We start from the raw sequence: 23916 nt of genomic DNA, 5'->3' as shown, positions 1-23916 counted from the left end.
AGATTAAAATGAATCCATCTGAATCTATAGTATCCTTAATCTAAATCACGCTAATTCAAATGTTTTCAAAAGGGGTATTTTAATATGTAAACGTTCCTCACGCAATCCTGCACGCATCCGCTTCCCAGCGATACCCCACGCCGTACACCGCACGAATAAACGACTGCTCGGCGTCCAGCGCTTCCAGCTTGCGGCGCAGATTTTTGATATGGCTGTCGATGGTGCGGTCGGTCACGACGCGGTAATCGTCATACAGGTGGTTCAGCAGCTGCTCGCGGGAGAACACTTTCCCCGGCTCGTGGGAAAGGGTTTTCAGCAGGCGGAACTCCGCAGGCGTCAGGTCCAGCAGCTTGCTGCGCCAGCTTGCCTGGAAGCGGCTTTCGTCGACAATCAGCGGGCTTTCGGCGTCGAGCACCTGAAGCTCGCGCTGCGGCTTGCAGCGGCGCAGAATGGTTTTCACGCGGGCGACCACTTCACGCGGGCTGTAGGGCTTGCAGATGTAATCGTCCGCGCCAATTTCGAGCCCCAGCAGGCGGTCAATCTCTTCAATTTTTGCGGTGACCATGACGATCGGCACGTCGGAGAAGCGACGAATTTCCCGGCACAGGGTCAGCCCGTCAACGCCTGGCAGCATTAAATCCAGCAGGATCAGATCCGGCGGGGTCTGGCGCACGTACGGCAGCACCTGGTCGCCGTGGCTGATTAGCGATGGAGCGTAGCTGGCCGCACGTAAATAGTCGATCAGCAGCTGTCCCAGCTTGGGTTCGTCTTCCACGATCAAAATGCGCGGCGTGTTTTCGTCAATCGGTAACTCGATCATACTTCTCTCGATAAATCCCGTTCCAGAGGTAACTCTACTGTAATGCTAACCCCGCCAAAAGGCGAATGGGCGGCGCGGATCGTGCCATTATGCGCCTCGACGATGTTAACGCAAATCGCCAGCCCAAGGCCGGAGCCGCCGCTGGCGCGGTTGCGAGAACCTTCGGTACGGTAGAAACGTTCAAACAGCTTTTCCAGCTGCGCGTCCTGCACGCCGGGGGCGGAATCCGCGAAAGTGAGGGCAAAGCGCCCGTTTTCCTGCCTGCCGGAGATATGCAGCCCGCCGCCGCTGTCGGTGTAGCGCAGGCTGTTTTCCAGCAGGTTATTGAACAGCTGCATCAGCCGGTCTTTGTCGCCGAACACCACCGCGCTGTCCGGCAGGGAGAGGTCTATTTTCAGGTTGCGGCTGGCAAACCGCTCGCGGAAGGCGCCGCTGATCACTTCCAGAATGTTAATTACGTCCACCGGCGCCTTCTGGTAGGCCAGCGCGCCTTCGTCGGACATGGAGAGCTGGTGGAGATCGTCCACCAGCTTGGTGAGTGTGCCCACCTCCGCCTGCAGAGAGGCCACCGATTCGGGCGTAAACTGGCGCACGCCGTCCTGAATGGCCTCCAGCTCGCCGCGCAGCACCGCCAGCGGCGTGCGCAGCTCGTGGGAAATATCGGCCATAAAGTCGCGGCGCATCTGCTGGTTTTTCTCCAGCGTGCTGGCGAGCTGGTTAAAGTCCTGCGCCAGCTTGCCCAGTTCGTCCTGGCTGCGGGTATCGACGCGGGTGGTGAAATCCCCGGCGGCGAGCTTGTGCGTCCCTTCCACCAGCCGTTTCACCGGAGCGAGCAGACCGCGCGCCAGCGGGAAGGTGGCGAGCGCGGCGAGCAGGGTGGAGAGGGCGACAATCAGCCAGCTTGTGCGGCGCTGCTGGCGGTCAAAGTTGATGTCGGTGTTGCGCGTAAGGCGCTCCACCGGAGAGGCGATAACCCAGCCGACTGTCGCGTTGTTGACTTTGATTGCACGACGGGTGCCGTCCGGCGGTATCGGCGCGCGCGGACCCACCAGCGTGCGCATGTCCTGATCAATTACCCAGAACTGGGTGCGCCAGCCGTGCGGCGGCATGCCAGGCCCCGGGCGATCGTCACCGGTATCGTGCTCCAGCGAGCGCAGGATCTGGAAAATAAAGCGGTCGTTATTGCGCAGAAAACGCCAGTTGCCATGCTGGGCGTACTGTTCACTCAGCGCATCGCTTAAGCCCTGTAAACGCTGTTCATTGCCATGCTTGATGTAATCAATAAAACCGCGCTCAAAGCTTATCCGCACTGCCCAGTGCATGGTGACCAGCAGGACGATACAGGTGGCAAATATCGCCACGAAGAGCTTGCCGGTAATGCCCGGACGCCAGAATTTCATGAACCACTCCTTTTGCCGCGCCTGATCACGACGTTCTTGCTGGTATCATCCGGCACTCTGGCGAAGATGAAAGCGGGCAGGGCGATGATGACCGCCATGCTGAGATAGGTATACATAAAGACCTGATGCGCCACCGGCGTGTCGACGCTGAGATGGTGCTGGCCGTACATGCCGAGCAGCAGGCCGGCAATGGTGACGCCCACGCTCATTGAGAGCTGCATGATCATCGACAGCAGGCTATTGCCGCTGCTCGCCAGATCGTCCGGCAGGTCCTTCAGCGTCAGGGTATTCATCGACGAGAAGCGCATGGAGTTGACGATCCCCTGGCAGAACAGCACCAGCGGCAGGACGTAGTACCAGCCCATCAGCGCCACGGCCATAAACAGCAGGCTTACCAGCGCCAGCCCCAGCGTGGCGGTCACCAGCACGTGACGGTAGCCAAAGCGGTTCACCACCTGCACCACGATGCGCTTCATTCCCATGCTGCCGAGCACCATCGGGATCATCATCAGCCCCGCGTGGAACGGCGAAAATCCCATTCCGATTTGCAGGAAAACGGGCGTCATAAACGGCAGCATGCCGCTGCCGACGCGCCCGGCGAAGCTGCCGAACAGGCCAAGGCGATAGGTAGGGTTTTTAAACAAGTTCAGGCTGAACAGCGCCTTATCGTTACCTCTGGCATGCCGCAGATACCACAGAATGGCGGTGATGCCGATAACGACCAGCATCCCCAGCTTCAGGGTGGAAATCCCGAGCCCTTTTTGCCCGTCCAGCGCCAGGGTAAGCATTGCCATGCCCGCCGCCAGCAGGATAAAGCCAAAGAAATCAAAGCGCCGCGTCTGCATTTTGTAGTTTGGCATCAGCGTCAGGGTAGCGATGGCACCGATAATGCCAACAGGGAGATTGATTAAGAAGATCCAGTGCCAGGAGGCGTACTCCACCAGCATGCCGCCGAGCGCCGGGCCCAGCAGCGGCCCAACCTGGCCGGGCAGGGTGACAAAAGTCATCGCCGCCATGTACTGCTCGCGCGGTACGATCTTCATCACCGTTAGCCGCCCGACGGGCACCATCATTGCCCCGCCGATGCCCTGCAGCACGCGCGCCATCACCAGCTGGTCGAGGGTGTTGGCCTGGGCGCAAAACAGCGAGCCGGTTGTAAACAGCACGATGGCGGTAAAGAAGATATTCCGCACGCCCACTTTATCGGCCAGCCAGCCGCTGGCGGGCAGCATGACGGCCACCGTCAGCACGTAGGAGACAATCACCATGTGCATATGCAGCGGGCTCTCCCCCAGGCTTTTCGCCATGGAGGGGAGGGCGGTGTTGACGATGGTCGTATCCAGCGACTGCATAAAGAAGCCGAAGGCGACTATCCATAATTGCCAGCGAACGTTGCTGGGAAGCTCGGTCATTTACCCGTTTACCGTTTCTCTGTTTTTACGCGAAAAGCGCAGCCGCAGGCGGTCGAAGAACAGATAGACCACCGGCGTGGTGTACAGCGTCAGCAGCTGGCTCATCACCAGGCCGCCGACGATGGTGATCCCCAGCGGCTGGCGCAGCTCTGAGCCGTCGCCGCCCGAGATAACCAGCGGCAGCGCGCCAAACAGCGCCGCCAGAGTGGTCATCATAATCGGACGAAAACGCAGCAGGCAGGCCTGGAAGATGGCCTCTTCCGACGACAGATTGCCGTTGCGCTGGGCGTCCAGGGCGAAATCCACCATCATGATGGCGTTTTTCTTCACAATGCCGATCAACAGCATGATCCCGATGAGCGCGATCAGGCTGAACGGCGCGCCAAACAGCTCCAGCGCAAGCAGCGCCCCCACGCCCGCCGACGGCAGCGTCGAAAGAATGGTCAGCGGGTGAACGTAGCTCTCATACAGCACGCCCAGCACAATATAGACCGTGGCGATGGCGGCCAGAATCAAAATCACCTGCGAGTTCATCGTCTCCTGGAACACCTGCGCGGTCCCGGCAAAGCTGCCGCGCACGGTGGACGGCACGCCAAGCTGCGTCATTGCGCGGTTAATTGCGTCGCTGGCTTCAGAAAGCGACGAACCGGCGGGCAGGTTAAAGGAGATGGTCGACGCCGCCGACAGCCCCTGATGGTTCACCGACAGCGGCGCGTTGGCAGGCTGCCAGCTGGCAAAGTAGGAGAGCGGAATCGCCTTGCCGTCGTTGTTGATCACAAACATTTTGTCCAGAGCGCTGATGTCCTGGGTGTAGCGCGGATCGACTTCCATCACCACCTTGTACTGGTTCATCGGCTGGTAGATGGTGGAGATCTCGCGCTGGCCGAAGGCGTTATTCAGCAGGCTGTTGGCGGCTTCAACGTTAATGCCCAGCCGCGACATGGTTTCGCGGTCGTAGGTCAGGGCCATCTCGGCACCGTTGTCCTGCTGATCGGAGTTGACGTCCGCCAGCTCCGGCAGGGCGGCCAGCGCCTTGCGGATCTTCGGCTCCCACTCGCGCAGGGCGGCTAAATCGTCCGAGAGCAACGTGTACTGATAGCTGGCGTTCGCCTGTCGCCCACCGACGCGGATATCCTGAACGGCCATCAAAAACAGGTTTGCCCCCGGCTCTTTGGCGAGCTTCACCCGCAGGCGGTCAATCACCTGCTGGGCGGTTTCGTTGCGCTCGCCGCGCGGTTTCAGGGTAATAAACATCATCCCGCTGTTAACGCGTGATCCGCCGGTAAAGCCGGTGACGTTATCCACAGCTTTATCTTCCCGAATGATCTTCATAAAGTCCTGCAGCTTGCCGCGCATCGCCTGGAACGAAATGCTCTGGTCCGCCTGAATGCCACCCATCAGCACGCCGGTGTCCTGCTCCGGGAAGAAGGTTTTCGGGATGGTGATGTACATCCAGACGTTCAGCCCAATGGTGGCGATAAGCACCAGACCGACCAGCCGGGTATGGTTCAGCACCCACTTCAGCGATTTGCCGTAGCCTTCTTGCATCGCCATCAGGAAGCGACCAAAGCCTTTGCGGCGCGGCTGCGAATGGGGTTTGCTGCGCTTGAGCATCCAGCCGCACATCATCGGCGTCAGCGTTAAGGAGATGGCCAGCGAAATCCCGATGGCGACGGAGAGGGTGACGGCAAACTCGCGCAGCAGCCTGCCCGGCAGCCCGCCCATCAGCAGCAGCGGCAGGAATACCGCCACCAGCGACAGGCTCATGGAGAGCACCGTAAAGCCCACCTCACGCGTGCCCTTCAGCGCGGCCTGCAGCGGCTTCACGCCCGCTTCCAGGTGGCGGGAAATGTTTTCCAGCACCACGATGGCATCATCCACCACGAAGCCCGTCGCTATCGTCAGGGCCATCAGCGACAGGTTGTTGAGGCTAAACCCGCACAGGTACATGGCGGCAAAGGTACCGATCAGCGAGACCGGCACGGCCACTGCCGGGATAAGCGTTGCGCGACCGGAACGCAGGAACAGGAAGACCACCAGGATCACCAGCGCGACGGAGATAATCAGCGTTTGCTCCACCTCTTCAAGCGAGGCGCGAATGGTCGGGGAGCGATCCTGGGCAATTTGCAGATCGATAGCTGCCGGGATGGTCTCCTGCAGGTCCGGAAGACGGGCGCGAATGCTGTTCACCGTCTCAATAATGTTCGCTTCCGGCAGCTTGCGGATCATCAGCAGAATGGCCGGTTTTGCGTTGGTCATCCCGGCGTTACGCACGTCCTGCACCGAGTCGGTGACGCTGGCAACGTCGCTCAAGCGTACCGCCGCGCCGTTGTTGTAGTGAATAATGAGCGGCTGATATTCCGCGGCGGTTTTCAGCTCGTCGTTAGTGTGGATCTGCCAGCGGTGGCTGCTGTCCTCAATCGCCCCCTGCGGTTTACGCACGTTGGCGTTGCTGATGGCGGAGCGCACGTCGTCCAGCGACACGCCCTGGTTGAACAGCGCCTGCGGGTTTAGGCCGACGCGCACGGCGGGCAGGGAGCTCCCGCCGACGCTCACGTCACCGACGCCGTTAATTTGTGAGATTGTCTGCGCCAGCTGGGTAGACGCAAAGTCGTAAAGCTGCCCCTGAGAATACGTATCCGAGGTCAGCGTCAGGATCATAATCGGCGCATCGGACGGGTTGGCCTTGCGGTAGGTTGGGCGGCTCGGCATCCCGCTCGGCAGCAGGCTTTGCGCGGCGTTAATGGCGGCCTGCACGTCGCGCGCCGCGCCGTTAATGTCCCGGTCGAAGCTAAACTCCAGAATGATGCGCGTGCTGCCCAGCGAGCTGCTGGAGGTCATCTCGTTGACCCCCGCAATCCGCCCGAGCGAGCGCTCCAGCGGCGTGGCAACGGACGAGGCCATGGTTTCCGGCGAGGCGCCCGGCAGCGAGGCGCTGACCATAATCACCGGGAAATCCACCTGCGGCAGCGGCGCTACCGGCAGCAGCCGGAAGCCCAGCACGCCGCAGAGGGTAATGGCGAGCGAGATTAAAATCGTCGCCACCGGGCGATAAATGAAGAGGGCGAAAAACTTCACTTATGCCTCCTCTTCACGTTTCGGGAAGCGGCTTTTGGTCCACAGCGCCAGGCGGTCAAACAGCAGGTAGATCACCGGCGTGGTGAAGAGCGTTAGCACCTGGCTCACCAGCAGACCGCCGACCATGCCGATACCCAGCGGACGGCGCAGCTCCGCGCCGACGCCGGTGCTGAGCATCAACGGCAGCGCGCCCAGCAGGGCGGCCAGCGTGGTCATCAGGATTGGACGAAAACGCAGCAGGCAGGCCTGGAAAATCGCGTCGCGCGGCGACATGCCCTGCTCGCGCTCGGCGGCCAGGGCGAAGTCGATCATCATGATGGCGTTTTTCTTCACGATCCCGATAAGCAGGATAATGCCGATGATGGCAATGACGTCCAGCTCGCTGCCCGCCAGCATCAGCGCCAGCAGCGCTCCCACGCCCGCCGTCGGCAGGGTAGAGAGGATGGTGATCGGGTGGATAAAGCTTTCGTACAGTACGCCGAGCACGATGTACATCGCCACGACAGCCGCGACGATCAGCCAGATGGTGTTACCCAGCGCGGCCTGAAACGCCAGCGTGCTGCCCTGGAACCGGGTCTGAATATCGGACGGGAAGCTGAGCTCTTTTTCAGCAGCCTGAATCGCCTCCACCGCTTCGCCTAGAGAGTAATTGTCCGGCACGTTGAAGGAGATGGTGGTGGACGGGAACTGATCCAGATGGTTAATCGACAGCGGGGTATAGCGTTCTTCCACCGTGGCGATAGCGCTCAGCGGCACAATGCCGCCGTCTTTGCTGGTCAGGCGCACCGAGTCCAGCCCCGCCAGGCCAGGCGTGTTCTCCGTGTTGTGCTCCAGCACCACGCGATACTGGTTGGCCTGGGTGTAGATAGTGGAGATCAGGCGCTGACCGAAGGCGTTGTACAGGGCGTTATCCACGTCTGCCATGGTAATGCCGAGGCGGCTGGCGGTATCGCGGTTGACGTTAACGTGCGCCGCCAGCCCTTTGTCCTGCCAGTCGCTGCTGACGTCGGCGAGCTGCGGCAGGGTGTTAAGTTTATTGACCAGCTGCGGCACCCAGGTGCTGAGGGCATCCAGCGTGGTCGCCTGTAGGGTGAACTGATACTGCGTGCGGCTGACCTGGGTATCAATGGTCAAATCCTGAATCGGCTGCAGGTAAAGCTCAACGCCCGGCACGCGCGCGACGGCGTTTTGCAGACGCTCAATGACGGCGTTGACGCGATCGTCGCGTTCATCCAGCGGCTTGAGGTTGATCTGCAGACGCGCGCTGTTGAGCGACGGGTTGGTGCCGTCGACGCCCACGTAGGAGGTCAGGCTTTCGACCGCCGGATCTTTCATGATGATTTCGGACACCTGCTGCTGGCGCTGGGCCATATTGGCGAAGGAGACCGACTGCGGGGCCTGAAGCGTGCCCTGAATAATGCCGTTGTCCTGAATCGGGAAGAAGCCTTTCGGAATGAAAATCCACAGCATCACGCTGAGCGCCAGGGTTCCCAGCGCCACGCCGAGCGTGGCCCACGGATGGTTCAGAACTTTCGCCAGCACGCGACCGTAGGCGGCAATAATCCGCTCGAACATGCGCTCGGAGGCGCGCGAGAAGCGGTTTTGCTTACGCAGGGACTCATGGCTGAGCATGCGGGCGCACATCATCGGCGTCAGGGTCAGCGACACCACGGCGGAGATCAAAATGGCGACCGCCAGCGTCACGGCAAACTCGCGGAACAGCCGCCCGACGATATCGCCCATAAACAGCAGCGGGATCAGCACCGCAATCAGCGAGAAGGTCAGCGAGATAATGGTAAAGCCGATTTCGCCCGCGCCCTTCAGCGCGGCCGCCAGCGGTTTTTCGCCTTTCTCGATATAGCGCGAGATGTTCTCGATAACGACGATGGCATCATCCACCACGAACCCGGTGGCGATGGTGAGCGCCATCAGCGTCAGGTTATTAATCGAAAAGTCGAGGAACACCATCACCGCAAAGGTCCCGACCAGCGAGAGCGGCACGGCGACGGCGGGAATAATGGTCGCCGGGACGTTACGCAGGAACAGGTAAATGATCATCACCACCAGCGCAATCGCCAGCATCAGCTCGAACTGGGTGTCGGTGACCGACGCGCGAATATTCGTGGTGCGGTCGGAAAGCACCTTCACGCTGACCGATTTCGGCAGGCTTTCGATCAGCTGCGGCAGCATGGCGCGGATGCTGTCGGCGGTTTCGATGATGTTTGCGCCCGGCTGGCGCTGCACGTTCATCACGATCGCCTGCTGTTTGTTGGCCCAGGCCCCCAGCCAGCTGTTTTCCGCGCCTTGCTCCACGGTCGCCACGTCGCCCAGGCGAACCGGGGCGCCGTTCTGGTACGCAATAATCAGCTGACGGTACTCATCGGCGGACTGCATCTGATCGTTGGCAGAGAGCGTCACGGCGCGAGTGGGGCCGTCCAGCGAGCCCTTCGCCGAGTTGACGTTGGCGCTGCTGATGGCGGTACGGATGGTTTCGCTGGTAAGACCCAGCGCGGCAATCGCCTGCGCGTTAAGCTTCACGCGCACGGCGGGACGCTGGCCGCCCGCCAGCGTGACGAGGCCGACGCCGGAAACCTGAGAAATCTTCTGCGCCACGCGCGTTTCGACCATGTCTTCAACCTGGGTCATCGGCATGGCGGAGGAGGTGACGGCAAGCGTCATGATCGGCGGATCCGCCGGGTTGACCTTGCTGTAGACCGGCGGGTTAGGCAGATCCGACGGCAGCAGGTTGGTGGCGGCGTTGATGGCGGCCTGCACCTCCTGCTCGGCGACGTCCAGCGAAAGCGTCAGCTGGAACTGCAGCGTCACGACGGATGCCCCGCCTGAGCTCTGGGAGGACATCTGTTTTAGCCCCGACATCTGGCCGAACTGGCGCTCCAGCGGAGCGGTAATGGCGGACGTCACCACATCCGGGCTGGCGCCAGGATAAAGCGTCACCACCTGGATGGTTGGATAATCCACCTCCGGCAGCGCCGAGACGGGCAGGAAGCGATAGCCGATAATCCCGGCGAGCAGGATCGCCACCATCAGCAGCGTGGTGGCGACAGGACGAAGGATAAACAGACGTGACGGCCCGCCTGTAGAGCCTGGGGGCATCACCTGCATCAGGATTTCTCTCCCTGTTTCGCAGGTTCAACCACTTCCACTTTGGCCCCTTCGGTCAGACGGTCAATGCCGTCGGTAACCACGCGGTCGCCTGCGGAAAGGCCGGCGGCGATGACCACCGTCTGGCTGTCCTGAATACCAGTTTTCACCAGGTGCTTGCTGACCTTATTGTCGCCGTTAAGTACCCAGACGAAGTTACCTTCGTTACCCATCTGCAGCGCAGCCGTTGGGATCACCACCGCGTTCTCTTCGGTCGCGACCAGCATGCGCGCATTGACGAACTGGTTCGGGAAGAGGGCATCGTCCTGGTTATTAAAGCGCGCTTTGAGCTTGATGGTGCCGGTGGTGGTGTCGATCTGGTTATCCAGACTGAGCAGGGAACCCTCGCTCAACTTCTGCTTGTTGGTGCGATCCCAGGCCTCCACCACCAGGCCTTTACCGGCTTTTTGCGCCTGCACCACGGTCGCAATGTCGCTTTCCGGCAGGGTAAAGACTAAATCAATCGGGTGGGTCTGGGTGATCACCACGATGCCCGTGGTGTCGCCGCTGGAGATCTGGTTGCCGATATCGACCTGCTTCAGGCCCACGCGCCCGTCAATCGGCGCGGTGATGCGGCTCCAGTCCAGCTGCAGCTGTGCGCTGGCGACGGCGGCTTCATCTGCTTTGATAGTGCCCTGCGTTTCACTGACCAGCGACTGCTGGGTGTCCAGCTCCTGACGAGACACGAGGTTGGTTTTCACCAGCTGCTGGTAGCGGGCCAAATCGCGCCGGGCGTTGGCGAGGGTGGCTTTGTCTTTCGCGAGCTGCCCCTGCGCCTGGGCGAGGGCGACCTTAAACTGGCTCGGGTCGATTTCCGCCAATAGGTCACCAGCCTTAACCTGCTGACCTTCCTGGAAGTGGATCGCGATGAGCTGGCCGTCGACGCGGCTGCGCACCGTGGCGGTGTTGGCGGCGGTAATGGTCCCGAGACCTGTGAGATAGCGAGGAACGGCTTTATTCACCGCCGTCGCCGCCTGAACCGGCGCCAGCGCGCCGCCGCGCATGCCGTGACGTCCTCCGCCTGCCGGGCGCTGCGCCTGACCGGTGGCACCGGCGGGAGCGGCGGAGTTCGCGGATTGACTGTGCCAGTACCATGCGGCGGCAAGGATCACCACAATGATGCCAGCGGCGATTGCCCAGCGGGATTTGTTACTGCCTTTCATCGTTATACGTTCTCATCCTGAATACTTCGGGGAATGATACTAGTTTAGTCAGCTAACACAGCGGAAAAATGGAGGAAATATGGAAGACTGTCAGGAATGGTCTGAGAGTAGCGCCGCGGTTTTCTCCCTCTCCCTGTGGGAGAGGGTATCAGACCGGACCGCAACAACATTAGCTAAACATCACCTGCGCCCAGCGCGCCAGCCCTGCGGTAACGGAGCCAAAGTCATCGCCACCGGCAATAGGAATGCCCGGCAGCTGTTCCGCCAGCGCTTTTTTGATCAGCGGCGAACGGGCGCTACCCCCGGTCAGGTAAATCACGTCCGGCTTCTCTTTGCCGTTCTCCAGCGCCAGCTGCACCTGCTCCAGAATACGCTGCAGCGGCTGCGCGAGCGCCGTCTCCAGCCCGTCCTGCGAAATCGCGGTGGCCAGATCGTCGCTGATAAACGGCAAGGAGACCGCATGCTCAGTACGGTCGGAAAGGGCTATTTTGCTCTCTTCGGCAGTACGCACCACGCGGTAGCTCAGGCGCTGACGCCACACTTTGTACAGCAGCGCGACTTTTTCGGCGTCCTGCGCGTCACGCACCAGATCGTTAAGGAAGCGGCCGTTCGCGGTGCTGTAAAAATCACTCTGCGCAGGCACGTCGTTGATGGCAATTGCGTTCCACCACGGCAGTATCGGCAGGGCGATGCCTTTTTCGGTTTGCCCGCCCATGCCGAGCAGCGGCATCAGGCTCTTGAATGCCAGCGCGATATCGAGATCGTTACCGCCTACGCGGCAGCCGCTGTGCCCGAGCAGGCTGTTTTCACGATCGCGACGATTATGCCACTGCGGTCCCATCAACAGCAGCGAGCAGTCCGTGGTGCCCCCGCCGATATCCACGACTAACACGCGCTTCTCTTCCGTCAGCGTGGCTTCAAAGTCCAGCCCCGCGGCAACCGGCTCGTACTGGAACACCACGTCGCGGAAGCCTGCCCGGTGCGCCGCGCGTTCAAGGATCCCCTGCGCCTGCTGGTTGGCCTCATCGCCGCCCAGCCCCTGGAAGTTGATCGGGCGGCCAATCACCGCCTGGGTAATCACATCGGAGACCTGCGTCTGCGCCTGATTGCGAATATGCAGCATCATCGCGCACACCAGGTCTTCGAACATCGCTACCTGCTGCGGCTTCAGCCCGCTGGCGCCGAGGAAGGATTTTGGCGACTTAACGAAGTAGACCTCTTCAGGATCTTCAATGTAGTGCCCAAGCGAAGAGAGGCCGAACTGCACGCTGGACGGCGTAACGTCGATGTCTTCCTCGCGGTTAAAGCTGACCGCCCGGCGCAGCAGCGCCTGGGTCTCCGCCGCCGTGGCCGGAACCTGATGGTGGCGGAACAGCCATTCGCTCACCGCTTCACGCGTCGGCGCGCAGAGCATTGACGGCAGCAGCGTGCTCTCTTTTTCCATTTTCAGGAGCCGTGGCTGCCCGTTTTGCATAATCGCAACCGAGCAGTTTGCCGTACCGTAGTCGAATCCAATAAACACGATAAATCCCCATGCCAGTGAGAAGGGGCGAGACTTTAACGAAATGTCTTCATGGCGACAACAGGAATATGAAAGCAAGGCAAAACAGGACCTTTCCGTTTATGCTGTGGAGAACCCAAAAGGAGAGACGATGTACACCCTGAACTGGCTTCCCCCTTACGACTGGCAGTGGATGTTTGGCTTTCTTGGCGCGCGTGCGGTGTCGGGCATTGAAACCGTCACGCACGACTATTACGAGCGCAGTTTTGCCTGCGAAGGGCATCAGGGAATATTTCGCGTCACGCCGGATATCGCCACCCATACGCTGACCGTCACGCTCAGCCCGGGGTTAATTCCGGTTGCGCAGACGTGCCTTGAACGCATAGAGCGCCTGTTCGATCTCACCTGCAACCCGCAGCACATCGCGGATACGCTGGGCGATCTCGGTGCTGCCCTGCCAGGCTTGCGTTTACCGGGGGCGATGGACGCGTACGAGCAGGGCGTCCGGGCGATCCTCGGGCAACTGGTGAGCGTGGCGATGGCGGCGAAACTGACTTCGCGCGTGGTGGCACTGTGCGGCGAACCGGTGGCGGACTGTGCGGGCTATCTCTGCTTTCCCACGCCGGACGCGCTGGCGGCAGCGGACCCGCTGGCGCTGAAAGCGTTGGGCATGCCGGTAAAGCGCGCGGAGTCGTTAATTCACCTGGCGCAGTCGGTCATTGACGGGACATTTCCGCTTTTCCCGCCCGAGAATATTGAGGCCGGGATGAAGGCGCTACAGCAGCGGCCGGGGATAGGGCGCTGGACGGCAAACTACCTGGCCCTGCGCGGCTGGCAGGCGAAAGATGTCTTTCTGCCGGATGATTATCTGATTAAGCAACGCTTTGCCGGGATGACGCCCGCGCAAATTCGTCGTTATGCCGAACGCTGGCAGCCGTGGCGCTCTTACGCGCTGCTGCACATCTGGTACACCGACGGCTGGACGCCGTCAGTTGATGGCGAAATAGCTGGTGTTGAGCAGAAGATCTAATGGCTGCGGCTCGGCGATAGTGTCGCCATAGATGAAATCAATGCCGATGCCGGAGAGCGTATCCATCATGATGGGCTGATTGCACGGGCCCGCGATGGTTTTCATCCCCAGACGCTGGGCGTGGCCCTGAACAATTGTCACCATCATCTCATCCATCAGGTTGCCATACACGTTGCTTACCACCTCCGCGTCCAGCATCAGATAGTCGGCCATATTGGCGGTCAGGTGGGTAAAGACGTTCATGTCGCGGCCCACCTGGCTGAAGATCACGCGGCAGCCCGCCTGACGAAGCTTTTGCAGACTCCGCTGCAGGTTTTTATCCGGGCTGCACACCACGTCGGCAGAGATAACAAGATGCAGGAGACGGCCCGGCATGGGGCTTTTATCCAGCAGGTCGAGAAGTTCATCGACCAGCGTTACGCTGGCTAAACCGGCCTCAGATAGCGGCAGCGCCACTCCCATGCCTTTACTGGCGATCTGGGCGGCAGAGGCGCGGAAAAACTCATTAAAAATGCGCCTGTCGAGGGCGTGCAAAAGCTCAGGCTCTGCCAGGCCCGAGCGGAAGGCATGCTCTTCCTGGACTTCGCCCTGGCTGGTCCAGAGGCGTAACGACAGCAGCCAGAAATTACTGCTTTCAGGGATACGCGGGGAGGCGACGCTGCGGGCGATCATCATCAGGTGATTGTCTTTAATCATGTGCCACTGTTCATCAAGCGACATCATGCTGCGCGTGTTGTGATCCCGCTCCTGCTGGGGTTCGTAAACCGTCACCATGCCGCGCCCGCTGTTTTTCGAGGCATAACAGGCAATATCCGCCTGCGACATGATTTCTGACGCCTGATGGTTATTTTCATCAATCAGCGTGATACCTGCGCTGGCGCCAATCCGGTGCAGGCGGCCTTCCCACATAAAGTGATAGTCATTGATCGTGTGGATCAGACGCCCGGCAATATAGCGCGCGCTTTCAATATTGCAGTCAGGCAGCAGTAACCCGAACTCATCTCCGCCCAGACGCGCCAGCACGTCGCTGGAGCGGAGCATGGTCAACATCAGGGAAGAGAGCTCCCGCAGCAGGGCATCGCCCGCCGCATGGCCTGCCGTATCGTTGACGGCTTTGAAGCGGTCGAGATCGATAAAGACCAGGGCATGGCGCTGGCGCGTTTCGCGAACGGTCTGCAGGAGTCGTTTGAGATGATTTTCGAAGCTGACCCGGTTTGCCAGATGGGTCAGGGCATCGTGGGAGGCGCTATAGCTCAGCTGACGCAGCATCTTGCGCGACTCGGTTACGTCCTGAATCACGATAACCGAGCCAATATTCTGCCCGTCCAGCGTGCTGAGCGGCGTAATGCTGTAGTGAATATCAAAATTGCCGCCGGTACGGCAGTTCAGCACCACGTCCTGATCGATATCGGAACGGGACATATCGCCGCTGTGAATATTCTCCATCAGCGGCCCTTTTTCACCAAAGGTGATGTGCAGCACCTTCAGGATCGGCTGGCCGATAGCCTCGGTCTGCAGCCAGCCGCTCATTTTTTCGGCCACCGGGTTCATAAAGGTGACGTTCATGTTGATATCGGTACACAGCACCGCTTCACCGATGGAATCAAGGGTAATGTGCAGACGCTCTTTTTCCTGGAAGAGCGCTTCGTTGAGCTGCTTAACCTCGGTCATATCCATGTTGATACCGAGCAGCCGTTCGACTTCACCCTGCTTATTGAGCACCCGGTTCGCCAGGGAGCGAATATGACGCACGCCTTCCTTCACGCGGATGCGAAATTCCAGCTTAAACGGCAGGCGGGATATCAGCGAGTCCCGCAGCACCTGCTCGGCGTGGGCACGATCTTCCGGCAGCATCGTGTCATGCCAGAGCTGCCAGGTGGGCTTGATGTGCGGCGGGATTTCATACAGCTCAAACATCCGCTTGTCCCAGCTGATAATGTCCGGCTCCAGATCCCACTCCCAGATGCCGATGCCGCCCGCTTCGTTGGCGAGCGTAATGCGCTCCATCAGGCGTTTATTAACCCACTCGGTCTGCTTCAGGTCATTAATGTCTTCAATCTGAGCAATAAAATAGAGCGGCGAACCGTCGGCATGGCGCACGACGGAGACGGCAAGGAGCGCCCAGACTACTTCCCCGTCGCGGGTGTAATAGCGCTTCTCGAGGGTATAGGTATTGATGTCGCCGTTGACCAGCTGTTCGAGCTGTTCCAGGTCGGTGTGCAGATCTTCCGGCCAGGTGAGCTGCTGGAAGGTCAGCGACTGGAGCTCCGTCTGGCTGTAGCCGAGGAAATTGCACAGCGCCTTGTTAGCCTGCAGCCATTTGCCCTCAATGCTGACCAGCGCCATGCCAATCGCGGAATACTCCATCGCATTGCGGAAACGCTCCTCGCTTTCGGTGATGTGTTTGCGCTCGGCGCGGAAGGCGTACATCACCATGGTCATCACGTTGGCAGGCAGGAGCAGCATCAGGAACGGCAGCCAGGGAGCGTTCAGCATCGCCCCGACGTGCTGGGTTGTCAGCGCCACAGGATTTTGGGCAATCATCAGCGACACAACCATCACGGTGACCAGAAACACCAGGAACGCTTCCATTCGCGGCAAGCGCACGGCGCTCCACATAAGCAAAACGATAACGCAGGTGAAAGGCCACGGCAGCCAGGTGATGGCTGCCCAACTGAGGGCCAGCGTTACGGCCAGCGTGGTCAGGGTTTCCAGCAGCAGTCTCGGGTCACGGTGGCGCAGCAGATAATGCGGTTTAAACAACAGCCCCAGCGGAACCACCGCCAGCGCGCCGATGGCTTCGGATAACACCCAGACGAAGAAATTACGCAGGGGTTCGGGGCCGGGCGCCAGCAGGGAAACCAGCAAGCCGCCAACCAGCGGCGGTATCACCGCGCTGCCGATGGCCACGCGGATCCAGTCATTCAGATTCTGCAGCGGGTTGTACCATGGGAGCAACTTGCGCAACAACAACGCACCGATAAAGGCTTCAACCACGTTAACTGAGGTGTAGGTAAGGTTTATCGATCCCCACGAAAAGAGCATCCAGGTGGCCAGGATATTGCCAAACGAACAGGCCAGGGCGATTCCGGGCCACATTTTTCCTGCATGGCGGTAAAACGCCACCATCATAATGGCGGTGGGGAACCAGAGGGGGGCCAGCAGGGTGCCGAACCGGGTGAGCTCCAGCGAAAATAAGGTAAAGATAAAGGTGACCAGGCCCAGACAGACAAGTCGTATTAAAGGATGTGGGGTGGTAACCAAAACCCGCTGGTATTGTTTATTCATTACCGCTTTATCCAGAGACGCCATGCCGTCAGGGAAGATGTCCGAACGCGTGAATTTGATAATTTGGTTTATGCTAGTACAAACAATTTACAATTCATATGGTGACCGCTCAGAATTTGACACCACAGACTTATTAAATAGAGGCTCCGTGAGAAAAAAACGGTTAAACGCTGAAAAAACGTTCATTTAAATTTCACTCAGGGAATAAAACGTCACTTTTCGGCCAGTCTCGCAGAACCTGTGCATTCGACTGGTATCACGCCCGCGAAATCCCTATAATTGCCGCGTTTGACGCTCCGGCGTCGTCCTTCCTTAACATCCAGGTTAATCAGGTCGCTAAATTTATGACTGATAAGTCTCATCAGTGCGTCATTATAGGCATCGCCGGCGCATCGGCTTCAGGTAAAAGTCTAATTGCCAGTACGCTTTATCGCGAACTGCGTGAACAAGTAGGTGATGAGCATATCGGCGTCATTCCCGAAGACAGCTATTACAAAGATCAATCCCATCTGTCGATGGAAGAGCGCGTCAAAACCAATTATGACCACCCAAATGCAATGGATCACAGCTTGCTGTTCCAGCATTTAGAAGCGCTTAAGAGCGGCCAGGCGATTGAGCTGCCCGTTTACAGTTATGTAGAACACACCCGCACGCAGGAAACCATCCGCATCGAGCCGAAAAAGGTCATTATCCTTGAAGGCATCCTGCTCCTGACCGACGCCCGCCTGCGTGAATCCATGAATTTCTCGATTTTCGTTGATACCCCGCTGGATATCTGCCTGATGCGCCGCATCAAGCGTGACGTGAATGAACGAGGCCGTTCGATGGACTCCGTCATGGCGCAGTATCAGAAAACGGTTCGCCCGATGTTCCTGCAGTTTATTGAGCCATCCAAACAATACGCCGATATCATCGTGCCGCGCGGGGGTAAAAACCGCATTGCTATTGATATCTTAAAAGCGAAAATCAGCCAGTTTTTTGAATAAGCCGCGTGAATTGTGTACCGTTCAGAGATAACCTGGTTTTACCCTGAGCGCTTACCGCCTCAGGGTACGATGCATGAAAGGAGAAATTGGCATGCGTCTTTGTGATCGCGATATAGAAGCCTGGCTGGATGAAGGCCGTTTATCTATTACCCCACGCCCACCTGTTGAGCGTATCAATGGCGTGACCGTTGATGTCCGCTTGGGGAATAAATTCCGCACCTTTAGTGGCCATACCGCACCGTTCATTGACCTCAGCGGGCCGAAGGACGAAGTCAGCGCCGCGCTCGATCGCGTGATGAGTGACGAAATCGTTATCGATGAAGGCGAAGCTTTTTATCTGCATCCGGGTGAACTGGCCCTGGCGGTGACGTTTGAATCCGTCACCCTGCCTCCGGACCTGGTCGGCTGGCTTGATGGCCGTTCTTCGCTGGCGAGACTGGGGCTGATGGTTCACGTGACCGCGCACCGTATCGATCCAGGCTGGTCGGGGCGTATCGTGCTGGAATTCTTCAATGCCGGTAAATTGCCGCTGGCGCTGCGCCCGGGCATGATGATCGGCGCGTTGAGCTTTGAACCGCTGTCAGGCCCGGCAGATCGTCCTTATAACCGTCGACAGGACGCAAAATATCGCGACCAGCAGGGCGCGGTTGCCAGCCGTATTGATAAAGACTGATCGTTAGTCCATTGAGGATGCCATGAGAAGAGTTCTGACGACGCTGATGATTTTGCTGGTGGTGCTGGTGGCTGGCCTTTCGGCGTTGGTTCTGCTGGTTAATCCCAACGATTTCCGCGCTTATATGGTGCGGCAGGTCGAGGCGCGCAGTGGTTATCAACTGAAGCTTGACGGGCCGCTGCGCTGGCACGTCTGGCCGCAGCTCAGCATTCTCTCTGGCCGCATGTCCCTCATGGCACCGGGGGCGGCCCAGCCGCTGGTGTCCGCAGACAACATGCGCCTTGATGTGGCGCTGATCCCGCTCATTTCCCATCAGCTGCAGGTTAAGCAGGTGATGCTAAAAGGCGCGGTGATTCAGCTCACCCCGCAAACCGAAGCCGTGCGTGATGCCAGTGCGCCGGTTGCGCCGCGCGAAAATACCCTGCCTGATGAACCGTCTGATACCGGCTGGTCCTTTGATATCGGCAAGCTGAAAGTTGCCGACAGCGTGTTGGTTTTCCAGCATGAGCACCAGGAGCAGGTGACCATTCGCAACATTAACCTGCAGATGGAACAGGATGCTCACCATCTTGCGTCGCTGGAATTTAGCGGGCGCGTAAACCGCGATCAGCGCGATTTGACCCTGTCGCTGAATGCTAATGTGAACGCCTCGGACTACCCGCATCAACTGACGGCCGACATCCAGCAGTTGAGCTGGCAGCTGATGGGTGCCGATCTCCCCACCCAGGGGATAACCGGGCAGGGAACGCTGCAGGCCGTGTGGCGCGAAGAACAAAAGCAGCTGGAGCTGGATAATCTCAACCTGCAGGCAAATGACAGTAGCCTGAAGGGGCAGGCGAGCGTCACGCTCGAAGAGAAGCCGAAGTGGGTGCTGAATCTGCAGTTTGACAAGCTCAATCTGGAAAACCTGCTGCCGCCTCTGCCGGCCAGCGCCACGGATAGCGATGCCGCCCAGACGGGGCAAAGCCAGGCACCGGCATCACGTCCGGTTATCTCGTCTAATCTCGATCAGCCTGACTATAACGCCCTGCGCGGATTCACGGCGGATATTCTGCTGAAAGCCAATAGCCTGCGCTGGCGCGGCATTGATTTTACCGACGTGAGCAGCCAGATGTTTAACCATAACGGTTTGCTGGTGATCTCCGAGCTGAGCGGAAAGATGGGCGCAGGGAACCTCTCGCTGCCCGGCACGCTGGATGTCCGTAAAGACGTTGCCAGTGCCGAATTCCAGCCGCGTCTCGACAACGTTGAGATAGGCACCATCCTGAACGCGTTTAACTATCCGATATCCCTGACGGGGCAGTTGACGCTCGCGGGTGACTTCTCAGGGACGAAAATTGATGCAGATGCTTTCCGCCGCGAGTGGCAGGGGCAGGCGCATCTTGAGCTGAGAAATTCCCGTATGGAAGGGCTTAACTTCCAGCAGCTGGTGCAGCAGGCGGTTGAGCGCAGCAGCGATGTGAAGGCCCAGGATAACTACGACAGCGCCACGCGCCTCGACAGCTTCACCACGGACCTGACGCTGGACAACGGGCAACTTACACTCGACCGGATGCAGGGTGCCTCTTCACTGTTATCAATGACCGGTGAAGGTAAGCTGGATCTGGTGAAAGAGACGGCGGATACGCGCTTTAACGTGCGGGTACTTTCCGGCTGGCAGGGTGAAAGCAAGCTCATCGACTTCCTGAAAGAGACGCCGGTCCCGCTGACCGTATACGGCAAATGGCAGGCTCTGAATTACAGCCTGCAGGTGGATCAGATCCTGCGCAAGCATCTGCAGGATGAAGCGAAACGTCGGCTTAGCGGCTGGGCGGATCGCAATAAAGATTCACAGGACGGTAAGGACGTGAAGAAGCTGCTGGATAAGCTTTGATGTCCGTTGCGCCGGGTAGCGTTGCGGCCTGATGCCCTCATCCCGGCCTTCTCCCGTGGGAGAGGGAGCAAACACTAAAAACGGCAACCGGGTTGCCGTTTTGTTTTACCTAAACCTCAAAATCCAGCTCTTCCTCATCCCGCAGCGGAATGAGCTGAACCTTCTGCACGCGATGGTTTTCAATCTGCAGCGTTTTGAGCAGATAGTCGCCCACCTGAACCTCTTCTCCCGGCTGCGGGATACGCTGCAAATACTCCATTAGCAGACCGGCGATAGTGTGATATTCCCGTTTTTCATCCAGCGGCAGCGGCACGTATTGCACCAGGTCTTCCAGCGGCATATGGCCGTTAGCCGTCCACGAACCGTCTGCGTTTTTCTGAATATCATGGCGGGCGTCAATCTCATCCACCTCGTTAGGCAGATTACCGGCAATGGTTTCCATGACGTCGCTGAGCGTGACCAGCCCTTCGACCGAACCAAACTCATCCACCACAAAGGCAAAGTGCGTGCGCGCGTTACGGAATTGCTCAAGGGCGGAAAGCAGCGGTAGCCCCTCAGGGAAGACCAGCGGCTGGCGGACCAGGACGCGCAGATTGAGCGCCTCGCCGTGCAGCTGCTGCTGGAGCAGGTCAATAACGTGCACCACGCCCAGCAGCTCCTCTTCCTCTTCACCGCCGGTCACCACCACGCGGGTGTGCTGGTTTTTATCCAGCAGGGCGCGAATGTGCTCTTCCGGTGCCGTCAGGTCGATATGTTCAATGTCATGCCGCGAGGTCATGATGCTGCTGACCGTCCGCTGATTCAGATTGAGCACCCGCTCGATCATCCGTCGTTCCTGCGGGTCGAAGATCAGCCCGTCGCTGTGATCGGCCAGCATGGCGGAGGATTCGGCATCCAGCTCCGCATCCTCTTTCTTACCGCTTAGCAGGCGCATAACCGTGTCGGCCGTGCGCTGACGCAGGGTCTGATTCGCGGACAGGAAGCGGCGGCGGTTAAATATTGCCAGCTGGTTGAGCGCTTCAATCATGACGGAGAAGCCGATGGCGGCGTACAGGTAGCCTTTCGGAATATGGAAGCCAAAGCCGTCGGCCACCAGGCTAAAGCCAATCATCAGCAGGAAGCTCAGACAGAGGATCACGATGGTCGGGTGACTGTTCACAAAGCGGGTCAGCGCCTTGCTGGCCATGACCATCAGCGTGATGGCAATGATCACCGCGGCCATCATCACCGCAAGGTGGTCCACCATCCCGACGGCGGTGATCACCGAGTCCAGAGAAAAGACCGCATCCAGCACCACAATTTGCGCCACTACTGGCCAGAATTTCGCCCCGCGGCGCTGGGTTGGGTTCTCGCTGTCTTTACCCTCCAGCCGCTCGTTGAGCTCCACCGTGGCTTTGAACAGCAGAAACAACCCGCCGAAGAGCATGATTAGATCGCGGGCGCTAAAACTCAGGCCGTGAATGGAGAACAGAGGCTGAGTGAGCGTCACCAGCCAGGAGATAGAGGCCAGCAGCAGTAAACGCATCACCATCGCCAGCAGCAGACCCGTTACGCGCGCGCGGTCGCGCTGGGAAGGGGGCAGTTTTTCAGCAAGGATGGCGATAAAAACCAGATTATCAATCCCGAGCACCAGCTCGATGACGACCAGCGTAACCAGCCCGGCCCAGATTGAGGGATCGGCAATCCATTCCATAGTAATAGCAATACCTTCTGTTATATGACGAATGTCACACTTCGATCATGGATAAAGCTGGGGGAAATTGCAATGCCGGGCTGAGATTTCTCTTAATACGACGGTTAAAAAAGAGAGCATTCTCAATAATGTGTAAATAAGCGAAATGCGAATATTTAATTGCAGAGATGTCATTTTAAGATATATCGCAGGCGGTGTTTTTTACTCTCATTTTGTCAATATAAAGAAAATCCTAAAAGGTCAAAAATTTGCTCTTAATATTAATCTTAAAAACCGATATTAGGACTGTTGTCTCCTTGCCTGCTATTAGGTTAGCTGCAACAATTCTCCCAGCATCAAATGTTAAATCTCAGTGTTGCTATTAATGTTCGGTCTTCAGGAGATGGTTATTCATTATCCGTTGGGTTTCTCAAGCGACAGATATATTTCCAGAAGACCTTGCTCAAGAGGGTGTCTATCCATAACGCATTGTTTAGTCAGTGGATTGGTAACTGAAAGCCAAGGGCGGTAGCGTGCCTGAAAGCGTGTGAATCAGCCTCGATTATTCTGTCAATAGCCAATGGATGAATAAGCTTTTTTTAGGACTGATGCCAGTTATATTTCTATTTGATTAACTGCATGCTGAAACCCAATACGACTCGAGCTTATTTAAATTGCACAGGATAATTACTCTGCCAAAGTGATAAATAATCAATGATGAAATCCAAAATGAAATTGATGCCATTATTGGTGTCTGTGACCTTGATGAGTGGTTGCACGGTCTTTCCCGGCAGCAATATGTCAACAATGGGTAAGGATGTGATCAAGCAACAGGATGCCGATTTTGATCTCGACAAAATGGTGAATGTTTATCCACTTACGCCTCGTCTGGTCGAGCAATTACGTCCACGTCCGAATGTTGCCCAGCCGAATATGTCGCTGGACCAGGAAATTGCGTCTTACCAGTACCGCGTGGGGCCGGGTGACGTGATCAACGTGACCGTCTGGGACCACCCTGAACTGACCACGCCAGCGGGCCAGTACCGTAGCTCAAGCGACACCGGTAACTGGGTGCAGTCAGATGGCACCATGTTCTATCCCTACATTGGTAAAGTCCATGTTGCAGGGAAAACGCTTGCCGAGATCCGTAGTGATATTACCGGCCGCTTAGCGCAGTACATCGCCGATCCGCAGGTGGACGTTAATATCGCCGCATTCCGCTCGCAAAAAGCCTATATCTCCGGCCAGGTGAATAAATCCGGCCAGCAGGCCATCACCAACGTTCCTCTGACCGTACTGGATGCCATTAACGCCGCGGGCGGGTTAACCGACGGCGCCGACTGGCGCAACGTCGTGCTCACCCACAACGGGAAGGAGCAGCGCATTTCGCTGCAGGCGCTGATGCAAAACGGCGATCTGACCCAGAACCGCCTGCTCTATCCGGGCGACATTCTCTACGTACCGCGCAATGACGATCTGAAAGTCTTCGTGATGGGTGAAGTGAAGAAACAGAGCACCCTCAAAATGGACTTCAGCGGTATGACGCTGACCGAAGCGCTGGGCAATGCTGAAGGTATCGATCTGACGACCTCTAACGCGACCGGTATCTTCGTTATCCGTCCGCTGAAAGGTGAGGGCAGTGCGAAAGGCAAGATTGCCAACATTTACCAGCTGGATATGTCCGATGCGACCTCTCTGGTGATGGCAACGGAGTTCCGTCTCCAGCCATACGATGTGGTGTACGTCACCACCGCGCCGGTTGCCCGCTGGAACCGTCTGATCAACCAGTTGCTGCCAACCATCAGTGGCGTTCGCTACATGACGGATACGGCGCGCGACATTCATACCTGGTAATCCG

Annotated in this window: 14 protein-coding genes; 5 read left to right on the top strand and 9 right to left on the bottom strand. The window is 58.4% G+C overall.

Features of this window, described 5'->3' with window-relative positions; translation table 11 throughout:
* Positions 1-97: 97 nt before the first annotated feature.
* The 7 genes from baeR to yegD all read right to left on the bottom strand — a co-directional run bounded on the left by baeR (position 98) and on the right by yegD (position 12557).
* Positions 98-820, bottom strand: a complete 723-nt coding sequence (gene baeR, locus F0320_RS14285) for a two-component system response regulator BaeR (RefSeq protein WP_126330722.1) — start codon at positions 818-820, stop codon at positions 98-100.
* Positions 817-2220 carry a two-component system sensor histidine kinase BaeS gene (gene baeS / locus F0320_RS14280; protein ID WP_126330720.1) on the bottom strand — a complete coding sequence of 468 codons (1404 nt, stop codon included), beginning with the start codon at positions 2218-2220 and terminating at the stop codon, positions 817-819. Before baeS ends, baeR begins: the two co-directional genes overlap by 4 nt.
* Positions 2217-3632, bottom strand: coding sequence for an MFS transporter (locus F0320_RS14275; RefSeq protein WP_126330718.1), 1416 nt, complete (start codon positions 3630-3632; stop codon positions 2217-2219). The genes baeS and F0320_RS14275 overlap by 4 nt, the downstream gene beginning before the upstream one ends.
* Positions 3633-6710: a multidrug efflux RND transporter permease subunit MdtC gene (gene mdtC / locus F0320_RS14270; protein ID WP_126330716.1), complete on the bottom strand. Its 3078-nt coding sequence runs from the start codon at positions 6708-6710 to the stop codon at positions 3633-3635.
* Positions 6711-9833, bottom strand: a complete 3123-nt coding sequence (locus F0320_RS14265) for an MdtB/MuxB family multidrug efflux RND transporter permease subunit (protein WP_126330714.1) — start codon at positions 9831-9833, stop codon at positions 6711-6713.
* Positions 9833-11035 (bottom strand): MdtA/MuxA family multidrug efflux RND transporter periplasmic adaptor subunit, encoded by a 1203-nt coding sequence (locus F0320_RS14260; RefSeq protein ID WP_126330712.1) that lies wholly within the window; start codon positions 11033-11035, stop codon positions 9833-9835. The genes F0320_RS14265 and F0320_RS14260 overlap by 1 nt, the downstream gene beginning before the upstream one ends.
* Positions 11036-11204: 169 nt before the next feature.
* A complete protein-coding gene (gene yegD, locus F0320_RS14255) occupies positions 11205-12557 on the bottom strand; it encodes a molecular chaperone (protein ID WP_126330710.1) in 1353 nt (450 codons plus the stop codon).
* Positions 12558-12687: 130 nt separating this feature from the next.
* On the opposite strand from yegD, the gene alkA reads away from it, so the two are divergent.
* Positions 12688-13566, top strand: a complete 879-nt coding sequence (alkA, locus tag F0320_RS14250) for a DNA-3-methyladenine glycosylase 2 (protein ID WP_126330708.1) — start codon at positions 12688-12690, stop codon at positions 13564-13566.
* Here alkA and F0320_RS14245 read toward each other — a convergent pair.
* A complete protein-coding gene (locus F0320_RS14245) occupies positions 13525-16854 on the bottom strand; it encodes a diguanylate cyclase (RefSeq protein WP_047652475.1) in 3330 nt (1109 codons plus the stop codon). The two genes, alkA and F0320_RS14245, sit on opposite strands and share 42 nt — an antisense overlap.
* 344 nt (positions 16855-17198) lie before the next feature.
* Between F0320_RS14245 and udk the strand changes: the two genes are divergently transcribed.
* The 3 genes from udk (at position 17199) to asmA (ending at position 20386) form a co-directional block, all read left to right on the top strand.
* Positions 17199-17840 (top strand): uridine kinase, encoded by a 642-nt coding sequence (udk, locus tag F0320_RS14240; protein ID WP_008500855.1) that lies wholly within the window; start codon positions 17199-17201, stop codon positions 17838-17840.
* A gap of 91 nt (positions 17841-17931) precedes the next feature.
* Positions 17932-18513, top strand: coding sequence for a dCTP deaminase (gene dcd, locus F0320_RS14235; protein ID WP_023312408.1), 582 nt, complete (start codon positions 17932-17934; stop codon positions 18511-18513).
* 22 nt (positions 18514-18535) lie between these two features.
* A complete protein-coding gene (gene asmA / locus F0320_RS14230) occupies positions 18536-20386 on the top strand; it encodes an outer membrane assembly protein AsmA (RefSeq protein WP_126330706.1) in 1851 nt (616 codons plus the stop codon).
* 109 nt (positions 20387-20495) lie between these two features.
* Here asmA and F0320_RS14225 read toward each other — a convergent pair whose 3' ends face one another.
* Positions 20496-22079, bottom strand: a complete 1584-nt coding sequence (locus F0320_RS14225) for a TerC family protein (protein WP_023312406.1) — start codon at positions 22077-22079, stop codon at positions 20496-20498.
* A gap of 693 nt (positions 22080-22772) precedes the next feature.
* Between F0320_RS14225 and F0320_RS14220 the strand changes: the two genes are divergently transcribed.
* Positions 22773-23912, top strand: coding sequence for a polysaccharide export protein (locus F0320_RS14220; RefSeq protein WP_014170829.1), 1140 nt, complete (start codon positions 22773-22775; stop codon positions 23910-23912).
* The last annotated feature ends 4 nt before the right edge of the window (positions 23913-23916 follow it).

Source organism: Enterobacter dykesii (assembly GCF_008364625.2).
GTDB classification, from domain to species: Bacteria; Pseudomonadota; Gammaproteobacteria; order Enterobacterales; family Enterobacteriaceae; genus Enterobacter; species Enterobacter dykesii.
This window is presented reverse-complemented; position numbering and strand designations above follow the sequence as displayed.

Excerpts from the sequence above, each read along its gene's own strand:
- baeR (WP_126330722.1), bottom strand. The coding sequence starts at position 820 with ATGATCGAGTTACCGATTGACGAAAACACGCCGCGCATTTTGATCGTG.
- baeS (WP_126330720.1), bottom strand. The coding sequence starts at position 2,220 with ATGAAATTCTGGCGTCCGGGCATTACCGGCAAGCTCTTCGTGGCGATA.
- F0320_RS14275 (WP_126330718.1), bottom strand. The coding sequence starts at position 3,632 with ATGACCGAGCTTCCCAGCAACGTTCGCTGGCAATTATGGATAGTCGCC.
- F0320_RS14265 (WP_126330714.1), bottom strand. The coding sequence starts at position 9,833 with ATGCAGGTGATGCCCCCAGGCTCTACAGGCGGGCCGTCACGTCTGTTT.
- F0320_RS14260 (WP_126330712.1), bottom strand. The coding sequence starts at position 11,035 with ATGAAAGGCAGTAACAAATCCCGCTGGGCAATCGCCGCTGGCATCATT.
- alkA (WP_126330708.1), top strand. The coding sequence starts at position 12,688 with ATGTACACCCTGAACTGGCTTCCCCCTTACGACTGGCAGTGGATGTTT.
- F0320_RS14245 (WP_047652475.1), bottom strand. The coding sequence starts at position 16,854 with ATGAATAAACAATACCAGCGGGTTTTGGTTACCACCCCACATCCTTTA.
- udk (WP_008500855.1), top strand. The coding sequence starts at position 17,199 with ATGACTGATAAGTCTCATCAGTGCGTCATTATAGGCATCGCCGGCGCA.
- dcd (WP_023312408.1), top strand. The coding sequence starts at position 17,932 with ATGCGTCTTTGTGATCGCGATATAGAAGCCTGGCTGGATGAAGGCCGT.
- asmA (WP_126330706.1), top strand. The coding sequence starts at position 18,536 with ATGAGAAGAGTTCTGACGACGCTGATGATTTTGCTGGTGGTGCTGGTG.
- F0320_RS14225 (WP_023312406.1), bottom strand. The coding sequence starts at position 22,079 with ATGGAATGGATTGCCGATCCCTCAATCTGGGCCGGGCTGGTTACGCTG.
- F0320_RS14220 (WP_014170829.1), top strand. The coding sequence starts at position 22,773 with ATGATGAAATCCAAAATGAAATTGATGCCATTATTGGTGTCTGTGACC.